The organism is Enterobacter sp. V87_3 (assembly GCF_029967835.1).
GTDB classification, from domain to species: domain Bacteria; phylum Pseudomonadota; class Gammaproteobacteria; order Enterobacterales; family Enterobacteriaceae; genus Enterobacter; species Enterobacter cancerogenus.
Genome location: NZ_JASCAM010000010.1, coordinates 211,029 through 234,313 on the forward strand (window position 1 = coordinate 211,029; position 23,285 = coordinate 234,313).

Below are 23,285 nucleotides of genomic sequence, written 5' to 3' on the forward strand. Positions count from 1 at the left end.
AGGAAAAACCATGCACACACCCTCTCCGCTCTCTGCCCTGCGGCAGTGGCTACAGGAAAACCATCTCGACGGGATGATCGTCCCGCGCGCCGATGCCTGGCAAAGCGAATACTGCGCGCCCTACGATGAAAAGCTGGCCTGGCTGACGGGCTTCGACGGCTCCGCCGGGCTGGCGCTGGTGTTGAAAGACAGAGCGCTGCTGTTCGTTGATGGCCGTTATCAGGTGCAGGCGCGGGTTCAGGTCAATATGGACGAGGTGGAGATCCACCACCTGCACAACGAACCGCTGGCCGGGTGGCTGGCGGAAAACGTGGCTGCGTGCACGCGCATCGGGTTTGAGGCGATGCTGATGACCCACGCAGACGTTAATCAACTGTCGACCACCGCGTGTGAACTGGTGCCGCTGAGCGGCTCGCCGTTCGATACGCTCTGGATCGACCGCCCTGCCGCCCCCGCAGGGCCGATCCGCGAGATGCCGCTGGCGGTCAGCGGCGAAAGCAGCGCCGACAAACGCCAGCGCGTCGCGGCTGTTCTTGCCGACAACGAGGCCGATTATCTGGCGGTGACCTTGCCGGATAACATCGCCTGGCTGCTGAACGTCCGCGGGTCCGACATTCCGACCAGCCCGGTTCCGCTGTCGTTTGCCCTGCTGAGCCGTGACGGCTCGGTTGAGTGGTTTGTCGATGACATTAAGCTCAGCGGATTACCGGCCCCGGTACGTGACGCGTTTAGCGTTTCACCGCAGGATACCTTTATCGATCGCTGCCAGCAGCTCGCCCAGGGCAAGCGGGTGATCGTCGACCCTGACACCGCTCCGGTCGCCCTGCGTTACGCCATCGAGCCGCAGGGAGAGATTATCTGGCTGACCGATCCTATCACCCTGATGAAAGCCCATAAAAACCCGGTTGAGCTGGCGGGATATCGGGAGTGCCATCATCAGGACGGTGCGGCGTGGGTGAACTTCCTGGCCTGGCTGAGCCGCGAAGTGCCTGAGCGCGCCGCGTGCGGCCAACCGCTGACAGAGCTGGAGGTTCAGGCAAAGCAACTCGCTTTTCGCAAGCAGCAGCCGGGGTTTGTTGAGCCGAGCTTTGCGACGATCTCAGCCTCCGCCAGCAACGCGGCGATGTGCCATTACCACGCGAGCGAAGCCAGCAACAAACCGATTGGCCATAACCATTTTTATCTGAATGATTCCGGCGGTCAGTACCACAACGGCACTACAGACGCCACGCGCACCCTGGCATGGGGCAAAGTGGAGCCGCAACAGCGCCTGCACTATACCGCCGTACTCAGAGGCTTTTTATCGCTGATGACGCTGCAATTCCCATCCGGCAGCCACGGGCACCAGCTGGATGCATTTGCGCGCCGTCCGCTGTGGGAAATGGGGCTGGATTACGATCACGGGACCGGGCACGGCGTGGGGCACCAGTTGTTGATCCACGAAAACCCGCACCGTATCGCGAAAAAGGTCAATCCGTGGCCGCTGGTGGCGGGCAACATTATGACCATTGAGCCAGGGTACTATCTGGCTGAAAGCCATGGGATACGCATTGAGAATCAGGTGGAAATCACAGAAAGCCGTCCGGGTTTCTGTCAATTTGCCTCGCTGACGCTGATCCCGATTGACCTGAGCCAGGTTGAGCTGCAGTTGTTAACCGAGCAGGAGAAAGAGTGGCTGGATGAGTATCACCAGCAGGTTCGGGAGGCGCTCTCCCCGCTCGTGGAGAGTGATGCACGACCGTGGCTGTTTGAAGCAACAGCACCGATTCGGGTGAACCGCTAGCGCGGTTTGTTGCCCGGTGGCGCGACGCTTACCTGACAATGTCACCGAGCGCAGAAAAGCAAAAAGCCTGCTTTAAAAGCAGGCTTTTTAAATTTGGCTCCTCTGACTGGACTCGAACCAGTGACATACGGATTAACAGTCCGCCGTTCTACCGACTGAACTACAGAGGAATCGTGTGAACGGGGCGCATATTATCGATGCTCCCCGATGATGTCAAAGGCAGAATGCAGATTTCCGATCGTTTGCCGGTTTATTCTCCACTTCGCGCATTTGTCAGACGTTCTTCAGGCTCTGAGAGAGCACGCTCTGCTTTTTTGCGCGGGTATTTCCACAACCAGCGCCCGCTTACCATCCGCCAGTAAAACAGCGCGCCGCGCACCGCCCAGTCGAGGAACATCCCCAGCCAGACGCCGACCACGCCCATGCCGAGCACAATCCCGAGCGTGTAACCCGCCACCACGCGACAGCCCCACATCCCGAGCATCGAGACCCACATCGCAAAGCGGGCATCGCGTGCGCCTTTCAGCCCGGCTGGCAGCACCCAGGATGCCGCCCAGATCGGCATAAACGCGGCGTTGAGCCAAATCAGGATCTTCACGACCTCTTTGACATCATTTTCATGGGTGTAAAACGAGGCCATGAGTCCGGCGAAAGGCGCGGTCCCCCAGGCTATCGCCGTCAGGCCGATAGTAGAGAGCCAAAAAACGTGTCGCAGCTGCCGTTCCGCCTGTGCAATCTGCCCTTTTCCGAGCCGTTTCCCGGTAATGATGGTCGACGCGGAGCCCAGGGCGTTACCCGGCAGGTTAATGAGCGAGGCGATGGAGAACGCGATAAAGTTACCGGCAATCACATCGGTGCCCATGCCCGCAACAAACATCTGGGTCAGCAACTTACCGCCGTTGAACAGCACCGACTCGATGCTGGCCGGGATCCCAATCCCCATCACTTCCCAGATAATGGCGAAATTGAGCGGACGAAAATAGCTTTTGAGTGTCAGGCGCAGCGACGGCGTAATGCCGGTCATCAACACACCGACGATCGCCGCCGCGCCGATATAGCGTGAAATCGTCAGCCCCAGTCCGGCACCGACGAAGCCCAGCCCGTCCCAGGAGAAAATCCCGTAGATAAGTACGCTACTGATGATGATATTCAGGATGTTCATCCCGCCGTTGATCAGCAGCGGAATTTTGGTGTTGCCCGCCCCGCGCAGAGCACCGCTGCCGATTAAGGCGATTGCGGCAGCCGGATAGCTTAAGACCGTCATTTCCAGGTAGGTGAGCGCGAGCTCTTTAACCTCGTTTGTCGCCTCACCTGCGACGATATCGATAATTTCCTTGCCGTAATAGTGGATCACCGCCGCCAGAATTATCGAAAACAGGGTCATGATCATCAGCGACTGCCTGGCCGCCTCGCGGGCGCGCTTCGGATCGAGCTTGCCGAGGCTGAAGGCCACGACAACCGTGGTACCCAGGTCGATAGCGGCAAAAAAGGACATCACCACCATATTGAAGCTGTCTGCCAGGCCGACCCCTGCCATCGCCTCTTTGCCTAACCAGCTCACCAGGAAGGTGCTCAGCACACCCATCAGCAGAACGCAGGTATTCTCCAGGAAAATGGGTACGGCAAGGGGGGTGATTTCTCGCCAGAACAGAACACGATAACTTTTACGTTTTGCATACCATGGCGTACGCATGATCGCCTGGCGTAGGGGGGCGGTGACGTTCAAAATGGACCTTAGCGAGAAAGTTGAAACTCCATTTCAAATGATGAGGCAGAAAAGGCTATCCTGCAAAGTATTTTCCATAAAAAATTTGTTTGAATTTACAACTAACTGACGACAGAATCAGCAATCAACCGCGGTTTGCAAAGAACAGGTTTGACAAAAGTTTTTTCGCCGTTAATATGTGCCTCCACAACGATTCCTCTGTAGTTCAGTCGGTAGAACGGCGGACTGTTAATCCGTATGTCACTGGTTCGAGTCCAGTCAGAGGAGCCACATTCTGAAAAGCCTGCTTTCAAAGCAGGCTTTTTGCTTTTCTGCGCTCGGTTACATTGTCGGGTAAGCGCCGTGCCACCAGGCATCACCCCATGCACAGGGGAAATAAAAAAGGCCCTCTGTCACCAGAGAGCCTTTTTACCACCTAACGGGGATTACTCGCTTTTCGCTTCAGCGTTTTTCATTTCGCCCATCGCTTTCAGCTTTTTAGAGATCTCACGACGTTCTTTTGAGATCTCAGCGTTTTTGATGATGTAGTCATCAACACGATCTTCGTAATCGCTTTTCATGCTGGCGATGATGCCCTGAATGGCTTCCACGCTCATGCCTGGCTTGATGTAGTCGCTCAGGTTGTCCAGCAGCAGTACGCGTTTTTGGTTGTCACGGATCTTCTTCTCAACGTCCTGGATTTCACGCTGCAGTTTGTTTTTGCGGCGGAACAGGCGGACGAATTCCAGAACATCCTGGAACGAAGGCTTGGTAGTTTCCATTTTTACACCCCTGATAATGTGAGAGTCGGATTCGTTAATGCCACCGTTGTAACAGACAGCGACGGCGAATGACAATGAGTATATCGTTTAAGACTATCATAACCCCAATTGATGCTGAATCGAAGCAGCAGGCGTCACATATGGCGATAGCTGCTTTTTATTTGCGCAGTGCCCGGCAGATAAGATGCGAGAGCAACTCCAGCTGCCGCGCCAGTTCCATGCTGAGCCAGACATAGCCATGAATCGGCGTTTCTGCCACGTTGTCCTCCTGCCGCTCGTTCATCAGCACCTTCAGCTCGGCCACGATCTCATTCAGGCGCTCGCTGTTCGCCAGAATCGGCTGCGGATTCCCTTCGTAAAGCGCATGAGCGATGGTGAGCAGCGTTTGCTGGGTCATCTGCTGCGTCTCTCTCAGCGTGTGTGCGTTGAGCATCAGCAGATGGCTGGGACGCGACGCCCAGTGGGCATTGATTTGCAGTTCGAGCATGCACACCAGGTTGCGGCTCACCGTCTGGATGGCTTCGAAAATGGCTTTCTGAATATGGGTTTCTTTGCTGGCAGGCGTAATCAGGCCGCGCATCTTAACCACGTCATTCAGGATTTTTTGCAGATGTTTTTCCAGACGCGGACGCTCGACCAGGTTGGGGGAAAACCCCGCCTGATAAACCCGGTTGAACGCGGTAACGTAATTGGCCATCTGGATACGCCAGTGGAGAAAGGCGCGCTGCGGCCAGATACCGGTAAACAGCATAGCCAGAAGTGACCCGAGGATGACATCTCCGCTTCGCCACAGTGCGGTCGTCATGTCACCTGCCGGCGCACCAACAACCACCGAAAGGGTTATGCCAATCAGCAGTGCCTGATACGGTTTTTTCCCCAACGCCAGCCAGCCGCAAAGAAACATCGCCGCGGCACACCACAGCAGCATAACGGGGAAGGAGATCAGCTCCAGTTTGAGCGCGATAAGCCCCAGCGCAGAGCCAAGAACCGTGCCGCCAATACGTTCAAACGCGCGTGGTACCACGTTCCCCCAGAAGGAGATAGGCCCCATGATCACCACCAGCGTAATCAGCGGCCATGTCCCTTCCGGAACATGCAACAAACGCACCAGCACAAAGGTCAGAATAAACGCCAGCGCGATACGAAGGCCATGCACCACGCGGTAATGTTTGTACAAGCGAATTTCAAAAGGCGTTAATGATTTGTCGGGACGCACACCCGCTCTCCAGCTAAACGGCAAACCGCGATTGTACTGTGTTTTCAGCCGGGCGAAACGCCCTGGCTGAAAAAACCCTGCGTTTACTGGGTCAACCCGCCTTGTGCTCTACCGGGACATACATTTCGATATCCCAGTAGCCATCCGCGTTGCCATCGTTCAGGTAACGTTCAAAACAGGGTTTGGGTGCAATTTGGTAGTGACGATCCTGCAAAAGAGAATTGAAGAACTGGTACCAGGGCGTCGCGAAATCATGCTCCTCAACGCGGGCGCTTGCCACCGCGTAGTCCCCGGCGGCGATTTCGGTCAGCATCACCCCTTCACTGTTGTCAGGAATGACGAACGCCTCCGGCACCGTAACGGCCGTGTCGCATCGCAGTTTTTCCGCCGGGACTTCGTCCGGATTGTCATAGTACACGGCCACCCACTCGAGCGGCTGGATTTGACGCCCCTCGACCCACATGCCTAACTGCTCAAAGCCCTGCTTAACGGTTTTCTCCCATGGCCCCACCAAGTGAAAGCCCGCGATTTTACGTTTCTGCTGCTGCGTGATGCTGTAGTCCATGCCGCCTCCGGTTTCACTGTATATTCATACACTGTAAAGCAAATGGCCTGTTCTCGACAAATGCGGAGTGTTTATTATGCGAGCAGACTCGCAACCCTGCCAGTCTGCTCGGGGGACGTGCGGTGTGGGGTTAAAGCGTGTGGTGCAGGTAATCCCCTAAACGGGAGAAGAATCCGCCTTTATTCACCGGCTCCAGCGTCACTAATGGCCAGTGGGCCACCACTTTGTCACGATCGTACAGCTGGATCTCCCCTACCCGCTGATGGGCCGCGAGCGGAGCCTCCAGCTCTTTTTTGTCCAGGACGTATTTGGCCTTGATGTTAGGCACTTCCGTCTTCGGCAGGGCCAGCCAGAAATCCTGATCCGTTCCCAGCTCCACCTGCTCTTTATCTCCGTACCAGATGCGCTCGGTCCCGACTTTTTTTCCGTTATGCAGGATCTGCACCGTGTCGAAATTTTGCTGGCCCCAGTGCAGCAATTTGCGCGCCTGATCTTCACGCCCTTTTGGGCTGTCGGCCCCCATGACGACCGCAATAAGACGGCGTTGACCGTCCACCGCCGAGGCGATCAGGTTAAAGCCTGCTCCGGACGTATGCCCTGTTTTCAGGCCGTCGACGTTCATGGTTTTATCCCACAGCAGGCCGTTACGATTCTGCTGGGTAATGCCATTCCAGGTCAGGCTCTTTTCGCTGTACATATGGTAGAACTCAGGCTCGCCGTGAATGATGGCCCGGGAAAGCACGGCAAGGTCGTACGCTGAGCTGTGCTGGCCGGGGGCATCCAGCCCATGCACCGTTTCGAAGTGAGTATCGCGCAGGTTTAGCTTTTGCACGTAGTCGTTCATCATGTTCACGAACTGCGGCTGACCGCCCGCGACGTGATCTGCCAGCGCGACGCAGGCGTCGTTACCGGAATCCACGATCAGCCCGCGGCTTAAGTCACGCACCGAGACGCGATCACCCGCTTTCAGGAACATCAGCGAGGAGCCGTCAAACACCGGGTTACCCTTCGCCCATGCATCACGGCCCACGGTAACGATGTCATCAGGCGTAATACGATGGCTATCAATGGCGCGATCGACGACATACCCCGTCATCAGCTTGGTCAGGCTCGCCGGGTTGCGCTGCTGGTGTTCATTGCCTGCCGTTAAAATCTGACCCGTGGTGTAATCCATCAATACCCAGGACCCGGCCTGAATGGCGGGAGGCTGCGGCGAAAAATCCAGCGGATCGGCAGCCAGCGCAGATGAAATGCTCGAAGCGAGCAAAGAAACAGCAATAAACAGACGGCGTTTCAACGGTATATCCTCAGGTCATTAAAAATCGTTGACCTTTTTACGGGAGTTCTGATGTCGTTACTTGCCTTAATTGCAAAAAAATGTGACAGAGAGCATATTTTTCCTCAGGCCCGCTCGCAAATTTCATCCCTGACGGCGCTTTTTATTCGGCCTCTCCCCTGCGATCGTTTACCATAGAGACGTCAATTTTTAACAGGATGGTATCACTGGTGTCTGACTCTGACGCGCGCCCTACTTTTTTATTCCACGATTACGAAACCTTCGGCACGCACCCGGCGCTTGACCGCCCGGCGCAGTTCGCCGCCATCCGCACCGATGAGGATTTCAACATCATCGGCGAGCCGGAGGTCTTTTACTGCAAGCCCGCCGATGACTACCTGCCACAGCCTGGCGCGGTGATGGTGACCGGCATTACACCCCAGGAAGCGCGGGACAAAGGGGTTAACGAGGCCGAATTTGCTCGCCGTATCCACGCCCTTTTCACCGTTCCGAATACCTGCGTGGTGGGCTATAACAACATCCGTTTCGATGACGAAGTGACGCGCAATATCTTCTATCGCAACTTCTACGATCCCTACGCCTGGAGCTGGCAGAATCGCAACTCGCGCTGGGATTTACTGGATATCATGCGTGCCTGCCATGCGCTACGCCCCGAGGGGATCACCTGGCCAGAAAATGAAGAAGGGTTAACCAGCTTTAGGCTGGAACACCTGACGCGTGCAAACGGCATTGAACACAGCAATGCCCACGACGCCATGGCCGATGTCTATGCCACGATTGCCATGGCGAAGCTGGTAAAAACGGCGCAGCCGCGTCTGTTTGACTATCTGCTGAGCCATCGTAGCAAGCAGAAACTTATCACCCTGATTGATGTGCCGCAGATGAAACCGCTGGTCCACATTTCCGGCATGTTTGGCGCATGGCGGGGGAATACCAGCTGGGTCGCTCCGCTGGCATGGCATCCCGATAACCGAAATGCGGTCATTATGGTCGATCTGGCGGGCGACATTTCTCCGCTGCTGGAACTCGACAGCGATGCATTGCGCGAACGGCTGTATACCCCGAAAGACGCCTTGGGTGACGTGCCCGCCGTTCCGGTGAAACTGGTGCATATTAATAAATGCCCGGTGCTGGCACAGGCCAATACGCTGCGCCCGGAAGACGCCGACAGGCTGGGCATTAATCGCCAGCACTGCCTGGATAATTTGAAAGTGCTGCGCGATAACCCGCAGGTGCGCGAGAAAGTCGTCGCCATCTTTGCCGAGGCAGAGCCGTTCGTGCCGTCTGAAAACGTGGATGCGCAGCTCTATAACGGCTTCTTCAGCGATGCTGACCGTGCAGCAATGAACATTGTTTTGCAAACCGAGCCGCGTAATCTGCCGGCGCTGGATATTACCTTCGCTGACAAGCGCATCGAGAAACTGATGTTTAACTATCGGGCGCGTAATTACCCTGGCACGCTGGATGAGGCAGAGCAGGAAGGCTGGTTGCAGCATCGTCGTAATATCTTCACGCCGGAATTTCTGCAACGCTACGCAGAAGAGCTGGAGATGCTGTACAGCCACTATAACGGGGATGCTGAAAAACAGGCGCAGTTGAAAGCGCTGTATCAGTATGTCCAGGAAATTGTCTGAGGAAATGCAGGCATAAAAAAACCGGAGGCAATGGTCTCCGGTTTTTTTATGGGTTACGTATCAGGCAACGTCTTCGTACTGAGGTACGGGATTACGGAAGCTTTTGGTTACGCAGGCCAGGTAGATTAAACCAATAGCCGCCCAAATCAGACCCAGAACCATTGAGCTCTCTTCCAGGTTCACCCACAGCGCACCCACGGTCAGCGCGCCGCACATTGGCAGAAACAGGTACTGGAAGTGGTCTTTCAGCGTCTTGTTACGCTTCTCGCGGATCCAGAACTGCGAAATCACGGAGAGGTTTACAAAGGTAAACGCCACCAGTGCCCCGAAGTTGATCAGCGCCGTCGCCATCACGAGGTCGAAGTTAATCGCTAACAGCGCGATAGCCCCAACCAGAATGATGTTCATTGCTGGCGTGCGCCATGTCGGGTGGACATAGCCAAAGAAGCTTTTCGGGAACACGCCGTCACGGCCCATTACGTACATCAGACGCGCAACGCCCGCATGTGCAGCCATGCCCGACGCCAGAACGGTGATGGTAGAGAAGATCAGCGCCCCGACCTGGAATACTTTACCCGCCACGTAGAGCATGATTTCCGGCTGAGACGCATCCGGATCCTTAAAGCGCGAGATATCCGGGAAGTACAGCTGCAGGAAATAGGTGGCGAAGATAAAGATCAGTCCACCGATCAGCGCGGTCAGGAAGATAGCGCGCGGAATAACACGCTCTGCGTCTTTCGTCTCTTCCGACAGGTTGCTGATGCCGTCAAATCCGGTAAAGGAGAAGCACAGGATCGTCGCCCCGGTAATCATCGGTATGACATGCGCATCACCAGACCAGAACGGTTTGCTGCTCGCCAGGGTTCCCGCACCTTCACCGTGGAAGACGCCATAGATCACCATACCGAGAATAACGGCAATCAGCACAATCTGCAGCACCACGATAACAGAGTTAAAGTTGGCAACAGATTTGATGCTACGCAGGTTGAAAGCGGTCATAAAGGCCACCAGCGCAATCACGAATACCCACGAAGGTATCGATGGCACCAGGGCTTCAAAATAAATTTTTGCCAGTAAGATGTTGATCATCGGTGCGAACAGATAGTCGAGCAGCGAAGACCAACCCACCATAAAGCCAACGGTCGGGCTAATGGATTTCTGGGCATATGTGTAGGCGGAACCGGCAGACGGATAGCGACGCACCAGCTTACCGTAGCTCAGCGCGGTAAACAGGATCGCGATCAGCGCGAAGGCGTAAGCCGTCGGAACGTGACCGTCTGTGAGGCCTGAAACGATACCAAAAGTATCGAACAGCGTCATTGGTTGCATATAGGCAAGGCCCATCATAACAACCGGAAATAGCGTAAGCGTCTTACGTAATTCCACGCGAGAGGTGTTTGGAGTTGCATTATGCGACATTGGATGTCTCCTTAACGGTGATACCCGCCGCGTAAGCGAATGATTGCCCCATTTTCTGTATTCCTCAGCGACAACAACTGTCGGATTTTAGTAAATATCTATCCGGTACGAAGCCCGGCCTCTTGGTTTTTAGTTTCGTTTCGTACATGCAAAAAAAAATAACCGACGCCTTTTATATCGTCGATTATTCATTTGTTTGCAGCGGCGGCATTTTGCCCTAATCATGAGGCAAAAGGCAATAGATTGAGAAACCCATCAATAAAATAATTTCACTAACTGCTTGAATTACCTTACTGGGGCTGAGAGTAAACAGCAGCAATAGCACTATTTGCTAAAATTTCATCCCGCCACCAGGCGCTCGCCAGCCCGGCGGTTTGTTCATTCCAGCCAACCCACACCGACTCATTACTGTTTTGGGCGATAACCTGTTTCTCGACCAGCGCCCCGCTTTCGATAAACCGCTGCGCGAGATAACGCGGGAGATATCCGCAACCCAGGCCGCTAATTTGCAGCTCGAGCTTGGTTTTAAAATCAAATACGGTGATCGCCTCCTGCTCGTCCAGTAGCTGCGACGATATAGCGCACTCTGCACGGGAGCTGTCCCCAACCACGATAGCGCGGAATCCTTTAATCACCCGCCGGTTGATGGGGTCAGGTTCGTTCGCCAGCGGGTGATGCGGTGCGACGACAAACACCTGGTCGAGCACGCCCAGACGGGCAAAACCGAAATCGCTGAGCTGGGGAGGTTCATGCAGCGCTCCGACGATGATATCCGCCCTGCCCTGGGTTAACGCATCCCAGGAGCCGCCCAGCACGCCGTTTATAAATACCAGCCGCGTCACGCTATGGCGTTCATAGAACGCTTCGATAAGCGGGGTCAAAAGAGAAAACGGAAAGGTATCATCAACGCCAATGACCAGCTCATTTTCCCAGCCCTGATGCAGTTTAATCGCCTGCTTTTCAAGCTCGCGAACGGTATGGAGCACGTCGCGCCCCTTCTCCAGCAGCATTTGCCCCGTACGGGTAAAACGCGCACGGTGACCGGAGCGGTCGAGAATCTGAATATTAAGATCGCTCTCCAGCTTGTGAACGGTGTAGCTCAGCGCAGAAGGCGTTTTAAAGAGCTTCGCTGACGCCGCAGCGAAGCTCCCCTCTTTTTCCAGCGCGTCCAGAATAATGAGAACATCCAGCAGCGGTTTCATGTTCGCCCCCTTGCGGTGTGCGAGTAACCCCGCTGATGGCATTACTCCATGGGCATAACCATCGGGTCGGGGTACTGATACTCAAACCCCAGTTCATGGCAGATACGGTTGCCATCAATGATTTTGCCTTTTCCTTCCCCTCCTTCACTGCTGAAGACCGGGGGCGCCAGGCCAAGCTGGCGAGCCATGAGCGGATAAAATGTCTGACGCGCCGGATGAGAAGGCGCACATATATTATAGATGTGACCGCCTTTTGGAGCCTGTAACAACAGTTCGATTGCGCCAATAACGTCATCAAGATGCACCAGATTGACGCCCTGCAGCCCGTCCGGAGCTGATTTTCCGGCAAAGAAACGGCCCGGGTGACGTCCCGGCCCCACCAGCCCGGCAAGGCGCAAAATATCGACCTGGGTGCCCGGCAGGTTATGCAGCCAGTCTTCCAGCTCCTTCAGCACCTGACCACTGGCAGTGACAGGATGACGTTCTGTGGTCTCCTTCGCCGTCCCGTCGATGTTCCCGTAAACGGAGGTCGAGCTGGTAAACAGAATGCGCGGAATATGATGCGCGAGCGCGCTATCGACAATCTCCTGTACCGCCTGGCGGTAAAAGGTCTCTCCAGGCCCACTGCGGCGCGCCGGTAAGGTGATCACCAGCGCGTCGACGTTCATCAGGGCGTCCAGGTCATCGGTATCACAGATCAACTCCGGTTCAAGGCGCAGCTCGACGCCCTCTATCCCGCACATTCTGGCAGCCTCCACCCCGTCCAGAGTGGTTTTACTGCCGGTCACCTGCCAGCCTTTCGCGGCTAATGACATCGCCAGCGGCATTCCCAACCACCCTAAACCGACAATTGCGACCTTTTTCATGTCCATTCTCCAGGCTTACTCACGTTTCTATTAAGGCTACGCCAGCACCGCTGATCACACAATTCATAGCATCAATATGAAATGAATTAATGATTAAAAAAAGCCCTTGCAAAGCAGCGTATAAGTGGTTTAGGTTAAAAGACATCACATGAATAAGCATTCATAGAGAAATTACATGACACGCGTTCAATTTAAACACCATCATCACCATCATCCTGACTAGTCTTTCAGGCGATGTGTGCTGGAAGACGTTTGGATCTTCCAGTGGTGCATGAACGCAAGAAAAAGCCCCCGGAAGATCCTCTTCCGGGGGCTTTTTTTTGGACCAAATTCGGACAGGTTAACGAGGAATAAAGAATGTTAGATAACTCACGTTTACGCATAGCTATTCAAAAATCAGGCCGTTTGAGCGACGATTCACGCGAACTGCTGGCCCGCTGCGGAATTAAAATCAATTTACACACCCAGCGTCTGATTGCTCTGGCTGAAAATATGCCTATCGATATTCTGCGCGTACGTGATGACGATATTCCCGGGCTGGTAATGGATGGCGTGGTTGACCTCGGTATCATTGGTGAAAACGTGCTGGAGGAAGAACTGCTGACCCGCCGCGCGCAGGGCGAAGATCCACGCTATTTCACGCTCCGCCGCCTCGATTTCGGTGGTTGCCGCCTGTCGCTGGCTACACCGGCGGACGAAGCCTGGGACGGCCCGGCCGCGCTCAATGGCAAACGTATCGCCACCTCTTACCCGCACCTGCTCAAGCGTTACCTCGACCAGAAAGGCGTGCAGTTTAAATCCTGCCTGCTGAATGGCTCCGTTGAAGTCGCCCCGCGTGCGGGCCTGGCAGACGCCATCTGTGACCTCGTCTCTACCGGCGCAACCCTTGAAGCAAACGGCCTGCGTGAAGTGGAAGTGATTTACCGCTCCAAAGCCTGCTTGATCCAGCGTGACGGCGAGATGGACGATGCCAAGCAGCAGCTCATCGACCGCCTGTTAACCCGTATTCAGGGAGTGATTCAGGCCCGAGAATCAAAATACATCATGATGCATGCACCAACCGAACGCCTGGATGAAGTCATTGCTCTGCTGCCGGGCGCTGAACGCCCAACCATTCTGCCGCTGGCGGGGGATCAGCAACGCGTCGCCATGCACATGGTCAGCAGCGAAACCCTGTTCTGGGAAACCATGGAAAAACTCAAGGCGCTGGGGGCAAGCTCCATTCTGGTGCTGCCTATTGAGAAGATGATGGAGTAACGGCCATGAGCTTTAATACCATTATCGACTGGAATAGCTGCACTGAAGAGCAGCAAAATGAATTACTGATGCGCCCGGCTATTTCTGCCTCTGAGGGTATCACCCGCACCGTCGCGGAGATCCTCAACAACGTCAAAACCCGTGGTGACGACGCGCTGCGCGAATACAGCGCAAAGTTCGACAAAACCGAGGTTGGCGCGTTAAAGGTGACCGAACAGGAAATCGCCGAGGCGGAAAAGCGCCTCGGCGACGAGATTAAACAGGCGATGGCGGTGGCGGTAAAAAACATCGACACCTTCCACACCGCGCAAAAACTGCAGACGGTGGACGTAGAAACGCTACCAGGCGTTCGTTGCCAGCAGGTTACGCGTCCGGTTGCCTCGGTTGGCCTCTATATTCCTGGCGGCTCCGCCCCGCTGTTTTCCACCGTATTAATGCTGGCTACCCCGGCGCGTATCGCCGGTTGTCAGAAAGTGGTGCTCTGCTCCCCACCTCCGATTGCCGATGAAATTCTGTATGCCGCTAAGCTCTGCGGCGTGCAGGAAGTGTTTAAAGTGGGCGGTGCGCAGGCCATCTCGGCCCTGGCGTTTGGTACGCAATCCGTTCCCCGGGTCGATAAAATTTTCGGGCCAGGAAATGCGTACGTCACCGAAGCCAAGCGTCAGGTGAGCCAGCGTTTCGACGGCGCGGCCATTGATATGCCTGCGGGTCCATCAGAAGTGCTGGTGATTGCCGACAGCGGGGCCACGCCGGATTTTGTTGCCTCTGACTTGTTGTCTCAGGCGGAACACGGCCCGGATTCGCAGGTGATTTTGCTGACGCCGGATGCCGATATGGCAAAACGCGTGGGTGAAGCCGCTGAGCGCCAGCTTGCCGATCTGCCCCGCGCCGAAACGGCCCGCCAGGCGTTATCCGCCAGCCGCCTGATTGTGGCCCGCGATGTTGAACAGTGTATTGCCATTTCTAACCAGTACGGCCCTGAGCACCTGATCGTTCAGACCCGCAACGCGCGCGAACTGGTCGACAGCATTACCAGCGCCGGCTCGGTCTTCCTCGGCGACTGGTCCCCGGAATCCGCGGGTGATTATGCGTCAGGAACCAACCACGTGCTGCCGACGTACGGCTATACCGCAACCTGCTCCAGCCTCGGCCTGGCAGATTTTCAGAAACGTATGACCGTGCAGGAGCTTTCCCGCGAGGGCTTTGCCTCGCTGGCCTCGACCATTGAGACGCTGGCTGCCGCCGAGCGCCTGACCGCCCACAAAAACGCCGTTACGCTACGCGTGGCCGCCCTGAAGGAGCAAGCATGAACATTGAAGATTTAGCCCGTGAAAATGTCCGTCGACTGACGCCCTATCAGTCCGCGCGTCGTCTGGGCGGCAAAGGTGACGTCTGGCTAAACGCCAACGAATTTCCGACGGCGGTCGCCTTCGAGCTGTCTCAGCAGACGCTGAACCGCTACCCGGAGTGTCAGCCCAAAGCGGTGATTGAGAACTACGCCCAGTATGCGGGCGTCAAGACCGAGCAGGTGCTGGTCAGCCGTGGGGCCGATGAAGGGATTGAACTGCTGATCCGCGCCTTCTGCGAGCCGGGCAACGATGCGGTGATGTTTTGTCAGCCTACCTACGGTATGTACAGCGTAAGCGCGGAAACCTTTGGCGTGGCGTGCCGCAACGTGCAGGCGCTGGACGACTGGCAGTTGGATCTGCAGGGCATCGCCGATAATCTTGACGGCGTGAAGGTGGTCTTTGTTTGTAGCCCCAATAACCCAACCGGGCAAATTATCAACCCTCAGGATATCCGCACCCTGCTTGAGTTGACCCGCGGCAAAGCGCTGGTGGTGGCCGATGAAGCTTACATTGAGTTTTGCCCACAGGCGACGCTGGCCGGCTGGCTTGCAGAGTATCCACACCTGGTGGTGCTGCGTACGCTGTCGAAAGCCTTCGCCCTGGCGGGCCTGCGCTGCGGCTTTACGCTAGCCAACAAAGAGGTGATCGACCTGCTGCTGAAAGTCATCGCCCCCTATCCGCTTTCTACGCCGGTGGCGGATATCGCCGCTCAGGCGCTGACCCCGCAGGGCATCAACGCCATGCGTGAGCGCGTGGCGCAGATCCTTGAAGAACGTCAGTACCTGATGACGGCTCTGAAGGCTATTCCATGCGTAGAGCAGGTGTTCGACTCCGAAACCAATTACATCCTGGCCCGCTTTACCGCCTCAAGTGCCGTATTTAAATCTTTATGGGATCAGGGCATTATCTTACGTGACCAAAACAAACAACCCTCTTTAAGCGGCTGCCTGCGTATTACCGTGGGGACCCGTGAAGAGAGCCAGCGCGTTATTGACGCTCTGAAAACGGAGACAGTATGAGCCAGAAGTATCTCTTTATCGATCGAGACGGGACCCTTATCTCGGAACCCCCTGCCGATTTTCAGGTCGATCGTTTCGACAAGCTGGCTTTTGAACCCGACGTCATCCCGGTTCTGCTCAGGCTGCAGAAAGCGGGCTTTAAGCTGGTGATGATCACGAACCAGGACGGTCTGGGTACCGACAGCTTCCCGCAGGCAGACTTTGATGGCCCACATAACCTGATGATGCAGATCCTGACCTCGCAGGGCGTGGCGTTTGATGAAGTACTCATCTGCCCGCACCTGCCTGCCGACGAATGCGACTGCCGTAAGCCTAAAGTGAAGCTGGTTGAACGTTATCTTGCCGAAGAGGCGCTGGATAAGGCCAACAGCTATGTGATCGGCGACCGCATCACCGACATCACACTGGCCGAAAACATGGGTATTACGGGGCTGCGCTACGACCGCGCCAGCCTCAACTGGGCAACGATTGGCGAGCAGTTAACCCAACGTGACCGCTACTCGCACGTGGAACGCAACACCAAAGAAACCCAGATTGACGTAAAGGTCTGGCTCGATCGCGAAGGCGGCAGCAAGATCCACACCGGCGTGGGTTTCTTCGACCATATGCTGGATCAGATTGCGACCCATGGCGGCTTTCGCATGGAAATCACCGTCAAAGGTGACCTGTACATCGACGATCACCACACCGTGGAAGATACCGGCCTGGCGCTGGGCGAAGCGCTGAAGCTGGCGCTGGGTGACAAGCGCGGCATTAATCGCTTTGGTTTTGTCCTGCCGATGGACGAATGTCTGGCGCGTTGTGCGATGGATATCTCCGGTCGCCCGCATCTGGAATATAAAGCAGACTTTACCTATCAGCGCGTCGGCGATCTGAGCACTGAGATGGTTGAGCACTTCTTCCGCTCGCTCACCTACACCATGGGTCTGACGCTGCACCTTAAAACCAAAGGCAAGAACGACCATCACCGCGTGGAAAGCCTGTTCAAAGCCTTTGGCCGCACGCTGCGCCAGGCCATTCGTGTTGACGGCGATGCACTGCCCTCGTCGAAAGGAGTGTTGTAATGAACGTGGTGATTCTGGATACCGGATGCGCCAACCTGAACTCGGTGAAATCGGCAATTACGCGCCACGACTACGAGCCGCAGGTCAGCCGCGATCCTGAAGTGGTGTTACGTGCAGACAAACTTTTCCTGCCGGGCGTGGGGACCGCGCAGGCGGCGATGGATCAGATCCACGAGCGTGAACTCGCGGACCTCATCAAAGCCTGTACTCAGCCAGTACTGGGGATTTGCCTGGGTATGCAGCTTCTCGGGCGTCGCAGCGATGAGTCGAACGGTGTCGACCTGCTGGGCATTATTGAAGAGGATGTGCCTAAGATGACCGACCACGGTCTGCCCTTGCCGCACATGGGCTGGAACCGCGTCTATCCAAAAGCGGGCGATCGGCTGTTCCGCGGTATCGACGACGGCGCGTACTTTTACTTCGTGCACAGCTACGCCATGCCGGTCAATACGTACACCATCGCCCAGTGCAGCTACGGCGAGGCGTTCACCGCCGCGGTGCAAAAAGATAACTTCTTTGGCGTGCAGTTTCATCCGGAGCGCTCCGGCGCTGCAGGCGCGCAGCTGCTGAAAAACTTCCTGGAGATGTGATGATTATTCCCGCTTTAGATTTGATTGACGGCACGGTTGTGCGTCTCCACCAGGGCGATTACGGCCAGCAGCGCGACTACGGTAACGACCCGCTGCCGCGCCTGCAGGATTATGCGGCCCAGGGGGCTGAAGTTTTACACCTCGTCGATCTGACCGGCGCAAAAGATCCGGACAAGCGTCAGATACCCTTGCTCAAGAAACTGGTCGCCGGTGTGGCTGTTCCGGTGCAGGTTGGCGGCGGCGTGCGTACGGAAGAGGACGTTGCGGCCTTGCTGGACGCGGGCGTGGCGCGCGTGGTGGTGGGTTCAACCGCAGTGAAAGATCCTGAGACCGTCAAAGGCTGGTTCCGCCGCTTTGGCGCGGATGCGCTGGTGCTGGCGCTGGACGTGCGTATCGATGCAGAAGGCGCTAAACAGGTTGCCGTCAGCGGCTGGCAGGAAAACTCCGGCGTAACGCTGGAGGCGCTGGTCGAGACATATCTCCCTGTTGGCCTGAAGCACGTGCTGTGTACGGATATTTCCCGCGACGGGACGCTGGCTGGCTCCAACGTCGGGTTATATGAAGAGGTCTGCGCCCGTTATCTGCAGGTCGCGTTCCAGTCTTCTGGCGGAATCGGTGATATCGGTGACGTTGCCGCCCTGCGCAGCACCGGCGTGCAGGGCGTGATTGTAGGACGCGCTTTACTGGAAGGTAAGTTTACGGTGACGGAGGCAATTCAATGCTGGCAAAACGGATAATCCCCTGCCTGGACGTGCGTAACGGCCAGGTGGTAAAAGGCGTGCAGTTCCGCAATCACGAGATCATCGGCGACATCGTGCCGCTGGCAAAACGCTACGCCGAAGAAGGCGCAGACGAACTGGTCTTTTACGATATCACCGCCTCCAGCGATGGACGCGTCGTCGACAAAAGCTGGGTGGCACGCGTGGCGGAAGTGATTGATATTCCCTTCTGCGTGGCGGGCGGGATTAAATCCGCGGACGATGCGGCCAAAATTCTCTCTTTCGGCGCTGACAAGATTTCAATCAACTCCCCCGCTCTGGCTGACCCGGACCTCATTACCCGCCTGGCTGACCGCTTTGGCGTGCAGTGTATTGTGGTAGGGATCGACACCTGGTACGACGATGCAACGGGCAAATATCACGTCAACCAGTACACAGGTGACGAAAGCCGGACCCGCATCACCCAATGGGAAACGCTGGACTGGGTGGAAGAAGTGCAGAGACGTGGCGCGGGCGAGATCGTGCTCAACATGATGAACCAGGACGGCGTGCGTAACGGCTACGATCTGGAACAGCTCAAAAAGGTGCGTGCGGTATGCAACGTCCCGCTGATTGCCTCCGGCGGCGCGGGAACTCAGGAGCACTTCCTGGACGCCTTCCGCGTGGCGAACGTCGACGGCGCGCTGGCTGCCTCCGTGTTCCACAAACAGATTATCAATATTGGTGAGTTAAAAGCGTACCTGGCAGCTCAGGGCGTGGAGATCAGGGTATGTTAACAGAACAACAACAGAAACAGCTGGACTGGGAAAAAACGGATGGCTTACTGCCCGTAGTTGTGCAGCATGCCGTATCAGGCGAAGTGTTGATGCTGGGCTATATGAACAAGGACGCGCTGGCGAAAACCATCGACAGCGGCAAAGTGACCTTTTTCTCACGGACAAAACAGCGCCTGTGGACCAAAGGGGAAACCTCCGGTCATTTCCTCAATGTTGTCAGCATCACGCCGGACTGCGATAACGACACGCTGCTGGTGCTGGTAAACCCGATTGGCCCGACCTGCCATAAAGGCACCAGCAGCTGCTTCGGCGAAGCGAGCCACCAGTGGCTGTTCTTATACCAGCTGGAGCAATTGCTCGCCGAGCGTAAAACGGCCGATCCTGAAAGTTCCTACACGGCGAAGCTTTACGCCAGCGGAACCAAGCGTATTGCGCAGAAGGTGGGCGAAGAAGGCGTTGAGACCGCGCTGGCCGCAACGGTGCATGACCGGGAAGAGCTGACCAACGAGGCGTCTGATTTGATGTATCACCTGCTGGTCCTACTACAGGATCAAGAGCTGGATTTAACGGCGGTGATAGAGAATCTTCGCAAGAGACATAAATAAGAAAGACCGGGGAGACCCGGTCTTTTTTTTGCCTGTGAATCAGGCTTTTGGTTTGTAGTTTCGCAGCGCGTTGCGGCCCAGTACTACTGCTGAACCGATAATCCCGCCAAGCAGTACGGCGAGGATCAGGGTGATGGCTTTTTTCGGGCTATCGCGACGGACGGGCAGGTTAGGCTTCATAACGTAGCGATAAACGTGAATGCTGTCTGGATTCACATTGAGGTTCTGGATATCCAGCAAGTTCTGTTTGGTCTGGTAGTAAGCACCAGAGAAGACCAGCGGACGCGAGGCTTCGTTATCAATCATGGATTTCAGCGCTTCGCTGCCCAGCAGGAACATCGTTTCCTGAGTAACATCCTGAGTTTGCTGAATTTGCGGGGTGGTAATTTTCGCCGCTTCAGCGTTTTTAAGCGCCTCAGTAATCTGTTTGATGCGCAGATCTTTCTGCTCCTGAGAAACCTTCTCCTGGTTTTCCAGAGAGTCTTTCAGGGTGGTGATCTGCTGCTTGATGTTGTCTTTAAGGTCAACGGTCAGCTCTTTTGCGGTCTGCTCGTCAACCTGCTGAATATACTGGGCAAGCTGCTTTTGTGCGGCTTCCGCAGATTCAGCCTCATAGCTTACCGTCAAAGGCAGCGTTTGTCCTTTTACCGTAGGCTCGATGGTCAATTTTTCAGGTTGGTCCTGATTTTCAAGCGCCTGAGATAACGCGGAGAAGGAGGAGTTGAAACGACCGATCGCGCGAGTCTGAATATCGAGCATTGACGGCGCTGCGCCGCCGTAAAGAATATTCAACGCATTAGTGTACGTGGCGATTTGTGCCGCATCAGGCTGGGCAATGATGGCGGATGAGGTCCATTTCTCTTTTGCGACCGTGATATATACGCCAGCTAAAACGATAAAAACAGCGATGAATGCCCCGATTACCCACTTTCCGCGCCAAAGTTGCAGCACTAAATCAAGTAAATCAATTTGCTCCGGGTCCGTACTGCGCGTGACCAGGCTATTGTTGTTTTGCGTCATACAATCCCTAACAGATAAAAGGGCAAAAAAATTATGTTTACGTAGTTTATCTGTTACTGCGGATTTTTCTATAGGAATTCGATGAGTTATATCGTAAAGATGCGTTATGTAACTTATCAGCAACGCGTTATCATAGTCACAATCTGGTGCCCTGTGCACCAACAAGAACGAAGCGTTAACGAGGAAAGATATGAAATTTTTGGTAACGGGCGCAGCAGGTTTTATCGGTTCGCATGTCAGCAAGCGACTTCTGGATGCTGGCCATCAGGTCGTAGGTATTGATAACCTGAATGACTACTATGACCCCAACCTTAAGCTGGCGCGTCTGGATCTGCTCAAATCCGACAATTTCTCTTTCCATAAACTGGATTTAGCCGACCGTGAAGGCATGGCTGCGCTCTTCGCCGATGAAAAGTTTGACCGTGTGCTCCACCTGGCCGCTCAGGCAGGGGTTCGCTACTCGCTGGATAACCCACATGCTTATGCGGATGCCAACCTGGTGGGTCATCTCAACGTGCTGGAAGGCTGTCGACACAATAAGGTTCAACACCTGCTTTATGCCTCTTCCAGCTCCGTTTATGGGCTCAACCGTAAGATGCCTTTCTCAACGGACGATTCAGTGGATCACCCTGTTTCGCTTTACGCGGCAACTAAAAAGGCCAATGAGCTGATGTCGCATACCTATTCTCATCTGTACAACCTGCCAACGACCGGCCTGCGCTTCTTTACTGTGTACGGCCCGTGGGGGCGTCCGGACATGGCGCTGTTCAAGTTCACCAAAGCGATGATCGAAGGTAAGCCGATCGATGTTTACAACTACGGCAAGATGAAACGAGACTTCACCTATATCGATGATATCGCCGAAGCCATCATCCGCCTGCAGGACGTTATCCCTCAAGCCAATGCGCAATGGACCGTTGAGAGCGGTTCGCCAGCAACCAGCTCTGCACCGTATCGCGTCTATAACATCGGCAACAGCTCTCCTGTTGAACTCATGGATTACATTACCGCGCTGGAAGATGCGCTAGGGAAAGAGGCCGAGAAAAATATGATGCCGATCCAGCCGGGTGACGTGCTGGAAACCAGCGCCGATACTCAGGCGCTGTATGAGGTGATTGGTTTTAAACCACAGACTTCAGTGAAAGATGGGGTGAAGCACTTTGTCGACTGGTACCGAAATTTCTATCAGGTTTAAAACAGAAAACCCGGCGTAATAGCCGGGTTTTTTATGGGCAACAGAGTAAAACTCAGTCGCTTCCGAACAGATCGCGGGTATAAACCTTATCCTCTACATCCGCCAACTCTTCCGCCATACGGTTTGAGATAATTACATCCGCTTCTTTCTTAAAGGCATCCAGATCGCGAATCACGCGTGAGTGGAAGAACTCATCTTCCTGCATCGCAGGTTCATAGATAATAACCTGAACGCCTTTAGCCTTAATACGCTTCATGATCCCCTGAATGGAAGACGCGCGGAAGTTATCGGAGCCGCTCTTCATAATCAGACGATAGACACCCACCGTCTTCGGCTGACGCGCCAGGATCGAATCGGAGATGAAGTCTTTACGCGTGCGGTTAGCATCAACGATGGCAGAGATCAGGTTGTTCGGCACCGCCTGATAGTTAGCCAGCAGTTGCTTGGTATCTTTTGGCAAGCAGTAGCCACCATAGCCAAACGACGGGTTGTTGTAGTGGTTGCCGATGCGCGGGTCAAGGCACACGCCTTCGATAATCTGGCGCGTGTTCAGGCCCAGGCTCTCTGCATAGCTGTCTAACTCGTTGAAGTACGCTACGCGCATAGCCAGATAGGTATTCGCGAACAGCTTAATCGCTTCTGCTTCGGTGGAGTCCGTAAACAGAACCGGGATATCCTTTTTAATTGCGCCTTCCTGGAGCAGCGCAGCAAAACGCTCCGCACGCTCAGAGCGCTCACCAATCACGATACGGGAGGGGTGCAGGTTATCGTATAACGCCCTGCCCTCACGCAGGAACTCTGGCGAGAAGAAGACATTATCAATACCCAACTCTTCTTTGATAGATTTGGTAAAGCCGACAGGAATGGTCGACTTGATGATCATCACGGCATTAGGGTTGATTGAGATGACATCTTTGATAACGGCTTCAACGGTAGAGGTGTTGAAATAGTTCGTTTTAGGATCGTAATCCGTTGGCGTCGCGATGATAACATAATCCGCGTCGCGGTAGGCATCCTCTTTGTCCGTGGTGGCGCGGAAGTTCAGCGGTTTATTCGCCAGGTAGTCCTGAATCTCTGTATCAACAATCGGGGACTTCTTCTGATTAAGCATGTCCACTTTAGACTGGACGATATCAAGCGCTACCACTTCGTGGTTCTGCGCAATCAGAATACCGTTCGATAAACCAACATAGCCTGTACCGGAGATTGTTATTTTCATTCG

General features: G+C 55.1%; 22 protein-coding genes, 2 tRNA genes and 1 other annotated feature. Of the genes, 13 read left to right on the top strand and 11 right to left on the bottom strand.

Annotated elements, in window-relative coordinates; all coding sequences use genetic code 11:
* Positions 1-10 precede the first annotated feature (10 nt).
* Positions 11-1,783, top strand: coding sequence for an aminopeptidase P family protein (locus tag QLG21_RS01745; protein ID WP_282483776.1), 1,773 nt, complete (start codon positions 11-13; stop codon positions 1,781-1,783).
* Between the two features lie 94 nt (positions 1,784-1,877).
* On the opposite strand, the gene QLG21_RS01750 is transcribed toward QLG21_RS01745, so the two are convergent.
* Both QLG21_RS01750 and emmdR read right to left on the bottom strand, forming a co-directional pair.
* Positions 1,878-1,953: transfer RNA gene (locus QLG21_RS01750), tRNA-Asn, on the bottom strand.
* A gap of 80 nt (positions 1,954-2,033) precedes the next feature.
* On the bottom strand, positions 2,034-3,509 hold the full coding sequence (emmdR, locus tag QLG21_RS01755) for a multidrug efflux MATE transporter EmmdR (RefSeq protein ID WP_088208164.1): 1,476 nt from the start codon (positions 3,507-3,509) through the stop codon (positions 2,034-2,036).
* Positions 3,510-3,703: 194 nt separating this feature from the next.
* Between emmdR and QLG21_RS01760 the strand changes: the two genes are divergently transcribed.
* Positions 3,704-3,779, top strand: a tRNA-Asn gene (locus QLG21_RS01760).
* Between the two features lie 155 nt (positions 3,780-3,934).
* Here QLG21_RS01760 and QLG21_RS01765 read toward each other — a convergent pair.
* From QLG21_RS01765 to dacD, 4 genes are all read right to left on the bottom strand, one after another.
* Positions 3,935-4,270, bottom strand: a complete 336-nt coding sequence (locus QLG21_RS01765; protein WP_282483777.1) for a DUF496 family protein — start codon at positions 4,268-4,270, stop codon at positions 3,935-3,937.
* 157 nt (positions 4,271-4,427) lie between these two features.
* Complete coding sequence (locus tag QLG21_RS01770) at positions 4,428-5,486, bottom strand: FUSC family protein (RefSeq protein WP_282483778.1); 1,059 nt, start codon at positions 5,484-5,486, stop codon at positions 4,428-4,430.
* A gap of 91 nt (positions 5,487-5,577) precedes the next feature.
* Complete coding sequence (gene sbmC / locus QLG21_RS01775; RefSeq protein WP_137849306.1) at positions 5,578-6,051, bottom strand: DNA gyrase inhibitor SbmC; 474 nt, start codon at positions 6,049-6,051, stop codon at positions 5,578-5,580.
* Between the two features lie 130 nt (positions 6,052-6,181).
* Complete coding sequence (gene dacD, locus QLG21_RS01780; RefSeq protein ID WP_137849307.1) at positions 6,182-7,348, bottom strand: serine-type D-Ala-D-Ala carboxypeptidase DacD; 1,167 nt, start codon at positions 7,346-7,348, stop codon at positions 6,182-6,184.
* Positions 7,349-7,554: 206 nt separating this feature from the next.
* On the opposite strand from dacD, the gene sbcB reads away from it, so the two are divergent.
* Entirely contained in the window at positions 7,555-8,982 is a 1,428-nt protein-coding gene (sbcB, locus tag QLG21_RS01785; protein WP_282483874.1) for an exodeoxyribonuclease I, read from the top strand.
* 60 nt (positions 8,983-9,042) lie between these two features.
* Here sbcB and plaP read toward each other — a convergent pair whose 3' ends face one another.
* From plaP to QLG21_RS01800, 3 genes are all read right to left on the bottom strand, one after another.
* The gene (gene plaP, locus QLG21_RS01790; protein ID WP_137849309.1) at positions 9,043-10,401 is read right to left on the bottom strand and encodes a putrescine/proton symporter PlaP; all 1,359 of its coding nucleotides are present in this window, start codon (positions 10,399-10,401) and stop codon (positions 9,043-9,045) included.
* Positions 10,402-10,691: 290 nt separating this feature from the next.
* Complete coding sequence (locus QLG21_RS01795) at positions 10,692-11,603, bottom strand: LysR family transcriptional regulator (RefSeq protein ID WP_282483779.1); 912 nt, start codon at positions 11,601-11,603, stop codon at positions 10,692-10,694.
* 41 nt (positions 11,604-11,644) lie between these two features.
* Complete coding sequence (locus QLG21_RS01800; RefSeq protein ID WP_282483780.1) at positions 11,645-12,469, bottom strand: SDR family oxidoreductase; 825 nt, start codon at positions 12,467-12,469, stop codon at positions 11,645-11,647.
* 175 nt (positions 12,470-12,644) lie between these two features.
* Between QLG21_RS01800 and hisL the strand changes: the two genes are divergently transcribed.
* The 9 genes from hisL to hisIE all read left to right on the top strand — a co-directional run bounded on the left by hisL (position 12,645) and on the right by hisIE (position 19,848).
* Entirely contained in the window at positions 12,645-12,692 is a 48-nt protein-coding gene (gene hisL / locus QLG21_RS01805; RefSeq protein ID WP_001375657.1) for a his operon leader peptide, read from the top strand.
* Positions 12,668-12,791, top strand: a sequence feature (His leader region). Its footprint overlaps the gene before it by 25 nt.
* A 35-nt stretch (positions 12,792-12,826) precedes the next feature.
* A complete protein-coding gene (hisG, locus tag QLG21_RS01810) occupies positions 12,827-13,726 on the top strand; it encodes an ATP phosphoribosyltransferase (protein ID WP_006176273.1) in 900 nt (299 codons plus the stop codon).
* 5 nt (positions 13,727-13,731) lie between these two features.
* Entirely contained in the window at positions 13,732-15,036 is a 1,305-nt protein-coding gene (gene hisD, locus QLG21_RS01815; protein ID WP_282483781.1) for a histidinol dehydrogenase, read from the top strand.
* A complete protein-coding gene (gene hisC, locus QLG21_RS01820; protein ID WP_282483782.1) occupies positions 15,033-16,094 on the top strand; it encodes a histidinol-phosphate transaminase in 1,062 nt (353 codons plus the stop codon). Before hisD ends, hisC begins: the two co-directional genes overlap by 4 nt.
* The gene (hisB, locus tag QLG21_RS01825) at positions 16,091-17,158 is read left to right on the top strand and encodes a bifunctional histidinol-phosphatase/imidazoleglycerol-phosphate dehydratase HisB (RefSeq protein WP_006176276.1); all 1,068 of its coding nucleotides are present in this window, start codon (positions 16,091-16,093) and stop codon (positions 17,156-17,158) included. Before hisC ends, hisB begins: the two co-directional genes overlap by 4 nt.
* Positions 17,158-17,748 carry an imidazole glycerol phosphate synthase subunit HisH gene (gene hisH / locus QLG21_RS01830; protein WP_282483783.1) on the top strand — a complete coding sequence of 197 codons (591 nt, stop codon included), beginning with the start codon at positions 17,158-17,160 and terminating at the stop codon, positions 17,746-17,748. Before hisB ends, hisH begins: the two co-directional genes overlap by 1 nt.
* Positions 17,748-18,485, top strand: coding sequence for a 1-(5-phosphoribosyl)-5-[(5-phosphoribosylamino)methylideneamino]imidazole-4-carboxamide isomerase (gene hisA / locus QLG21_RS01835; RefSeq protein WP_137849314.1), 738 nt, complete (start codon positions 17,748-17,750; stop codon positions 18,483-18,485). The genes hisH and hisA overlap by 1 nt, the downstream gene beginning before the upstream one ends.
* Positions 18,467-19,243 (top strand): imidazole glycerol phosphate synthase subunit HisF, encoded by a 777-nt coding sequence (gene hisF, locus QLG21_RS01840; protein WP_058610111.1) that lies wholly within the window; start codon positions 18,467-18,469, stop codon positions 19,241-19,243. The genes hisA and hisF overlap by 19 nt, the downstream gene beginning before the upstream one ends.
* Positions 19,237-19,848: a bifunctional phosphoribosyl-AMP cyclohydrolase/phosphoribosyl-ATP diphosphatase HisIE gene (gene hisIE / locus QLG21_RS01845; RefSeq protein WP_282483784.1), complete on the top strand. Its 612-nt coding sequence runs from the start codon at positions 19,237-19,239 to the stop codon at positions 19,846-19,848. Before hisF ends, hisIE begins: the two co-directional genes overlap by 7 nt.
* Positions 19,849-19,887: 39 nt before the next feature.
* On the opposite strand, the gene wzzB is transcribed toward hisIE, so the two are convergent.
* Entirely contained in the window at positions 19,888-20,868 is a 981-nt protein-coding gene (gene wzzB, locus QLG21_RS01850; protein WP_137849316.1) for an LPS O-antigen chain length determinant protein WzzB, read from the bottom strand.
* 190 nt (positions 20,869-21,058) lie between these two features.
* On the opposite strand from wzzB, the gene QLG21_RS01855 reads away from it, so the two are divergent.
* The gene (locus tag QLG21_RS01855; RefSeq protein WP_137849317.1) at positions 21,059-22,063 is read left to right on the top strand and encodes an NAD-dependent epimerase; all 1,005 of its coding nucleotides are present in this window, start codon (positions 21,059-21,061) and stop codon (positions 22,061-22,063) included.
* A 52-nt stretch (positions 22,064-22,115) separates the two neighbouring features.
* Here QLG21_RS01855 and ugd read toward each other — a convergent pair whose 3' ends face one another.
* Positions 22,116-23,282, bottom strand: a complete 1,167-nt coding sequence (gene ugd / locus QLG21_RS01860; RefSeq protein ID WP_137849318.1) for a UDP-glucose 6-dehydrogenase — start codon at positions 23,280-23,282, stop codon at positions 22,116-22,118.
* Positions 23,283-23,285: the final 3 nt, after the last annotated feature.

Excerpts from the sequence above, each read along its gene's own strand:
- hisB (WP_006176276.1), top strand. The coding sequence starts at position 16,091 with ATGAGCCAGAAGTATCTCTTTATCGATCGAGACGGGACCCTTATCTCG.
- QLG21_RS01800 (WP_282483780.1), bottom strand. The coding sequence starts at position 12,469 with ATGAAAAAGGTCGCAATTGTCGGTTTAGGGTGGTTGGGAATGCCGCTG.
- hisIE (WP_282483784.1), top strand. The coding sequence starts at position 19,237 with ATGTTAACAGAACAACAACAGAAACAGCTGGACTGGGAAAAAACGGAT.
- QLG21_RS01765 (WP_282483777.1), bottom strand. The coding sequence starts at position 4,270 with ATGGAAACTACCAAGCCTTCGTTCCAGGATGTTCTGGAATTCGTCCGC.
- hisC (WP_282483782.1), top strand. The coding sequence starts at position 15,033 with ATGAACATTGAAGATTTAGCCCGTGAAAATGTCCGTCGACTGACGCCC.
- plaP (WP_137849309.1), bottom strand. The coding sequence starts at position 10,401 with ATGTCGCATAATGCAACTCCAAACACCTCTCGCGTGGAATTACGTAAG.
- QLG21_RS01745 (WP_282483776.1), top strand. The coding sequence starts at position 11 with ATGCACACACCCTCTCCGCTCTCTGCCCTGCGGCAGTGGCTACAGGAA.
- hisD (WP_282483781.1), top strand. The coding sequence starts at position 13,732 with ATGAGCTTTAATACCATTATCGACTGGAATAGCTGCACTGAAGAGCAG.
- hisF (WP_058610111.1), top strand. The coding sequence starts at position 18,467 with ATGCTGGCAAAACGGATAATCCCCTGCCTGGACGTGCGTAACGGCCAG.
- hisA (WP_137849314.1), top strand. The coding sequence starts at position 17,748 with ATGATTATTCCCGCTTTAGATTTGATTGACGGCACGGTTGTGCGTCTC.
- QLG21_RS01855 (WP_137849317.1), top strand. The coding sequence starts at position 21,059 with ATGAAATTTTTGGTAACGGGCGCAGCAGGTTTTATCGGTTCGCATGTC.
- sbmC (WP_137849306.1), bottom strand. The coding sequence starts at position 6,051 with ATGGACTACAGCATCACGCAGCAGCAGAAACGTAAAATCGCGGGCTTT.
- QLG21_RS01795 (WP_282483779.1), bottom strand. The coding sequence starts at position 11,603 with ATGAAACCGCTGCTGGATGTTCTCATTATTCTGGACGCGCTGGAAAAA.
- hisH (WP_282483783.1), top strand. The coding sequence starts at position 17,158 with ATGAACGTGGTGATTCTGGATACCGGATGCGCCAACCTGAACTCGGTG.
- ugd (WP_137849318.1), bottom strand. The coding sequence starts at position 23,282 with ATGAAAATAACAATCTCCGGTACAGGCTATGTTGGTTTATCGAACGGT.
- wzzB (WP_137849316.1), bottom strand. The coding sequence starts at position 20,868 with ATGACGCAAAACAACAATAGCCTGGTCACGCGCAGTACGGACCCGGAG.
- hisG (WP_006176273.1), top strand. The coding sequence starts at position 12,827 with ATGTTAGATAACTCACGTTTACGCATAGCTATTCAAAAATCAGGCCGT.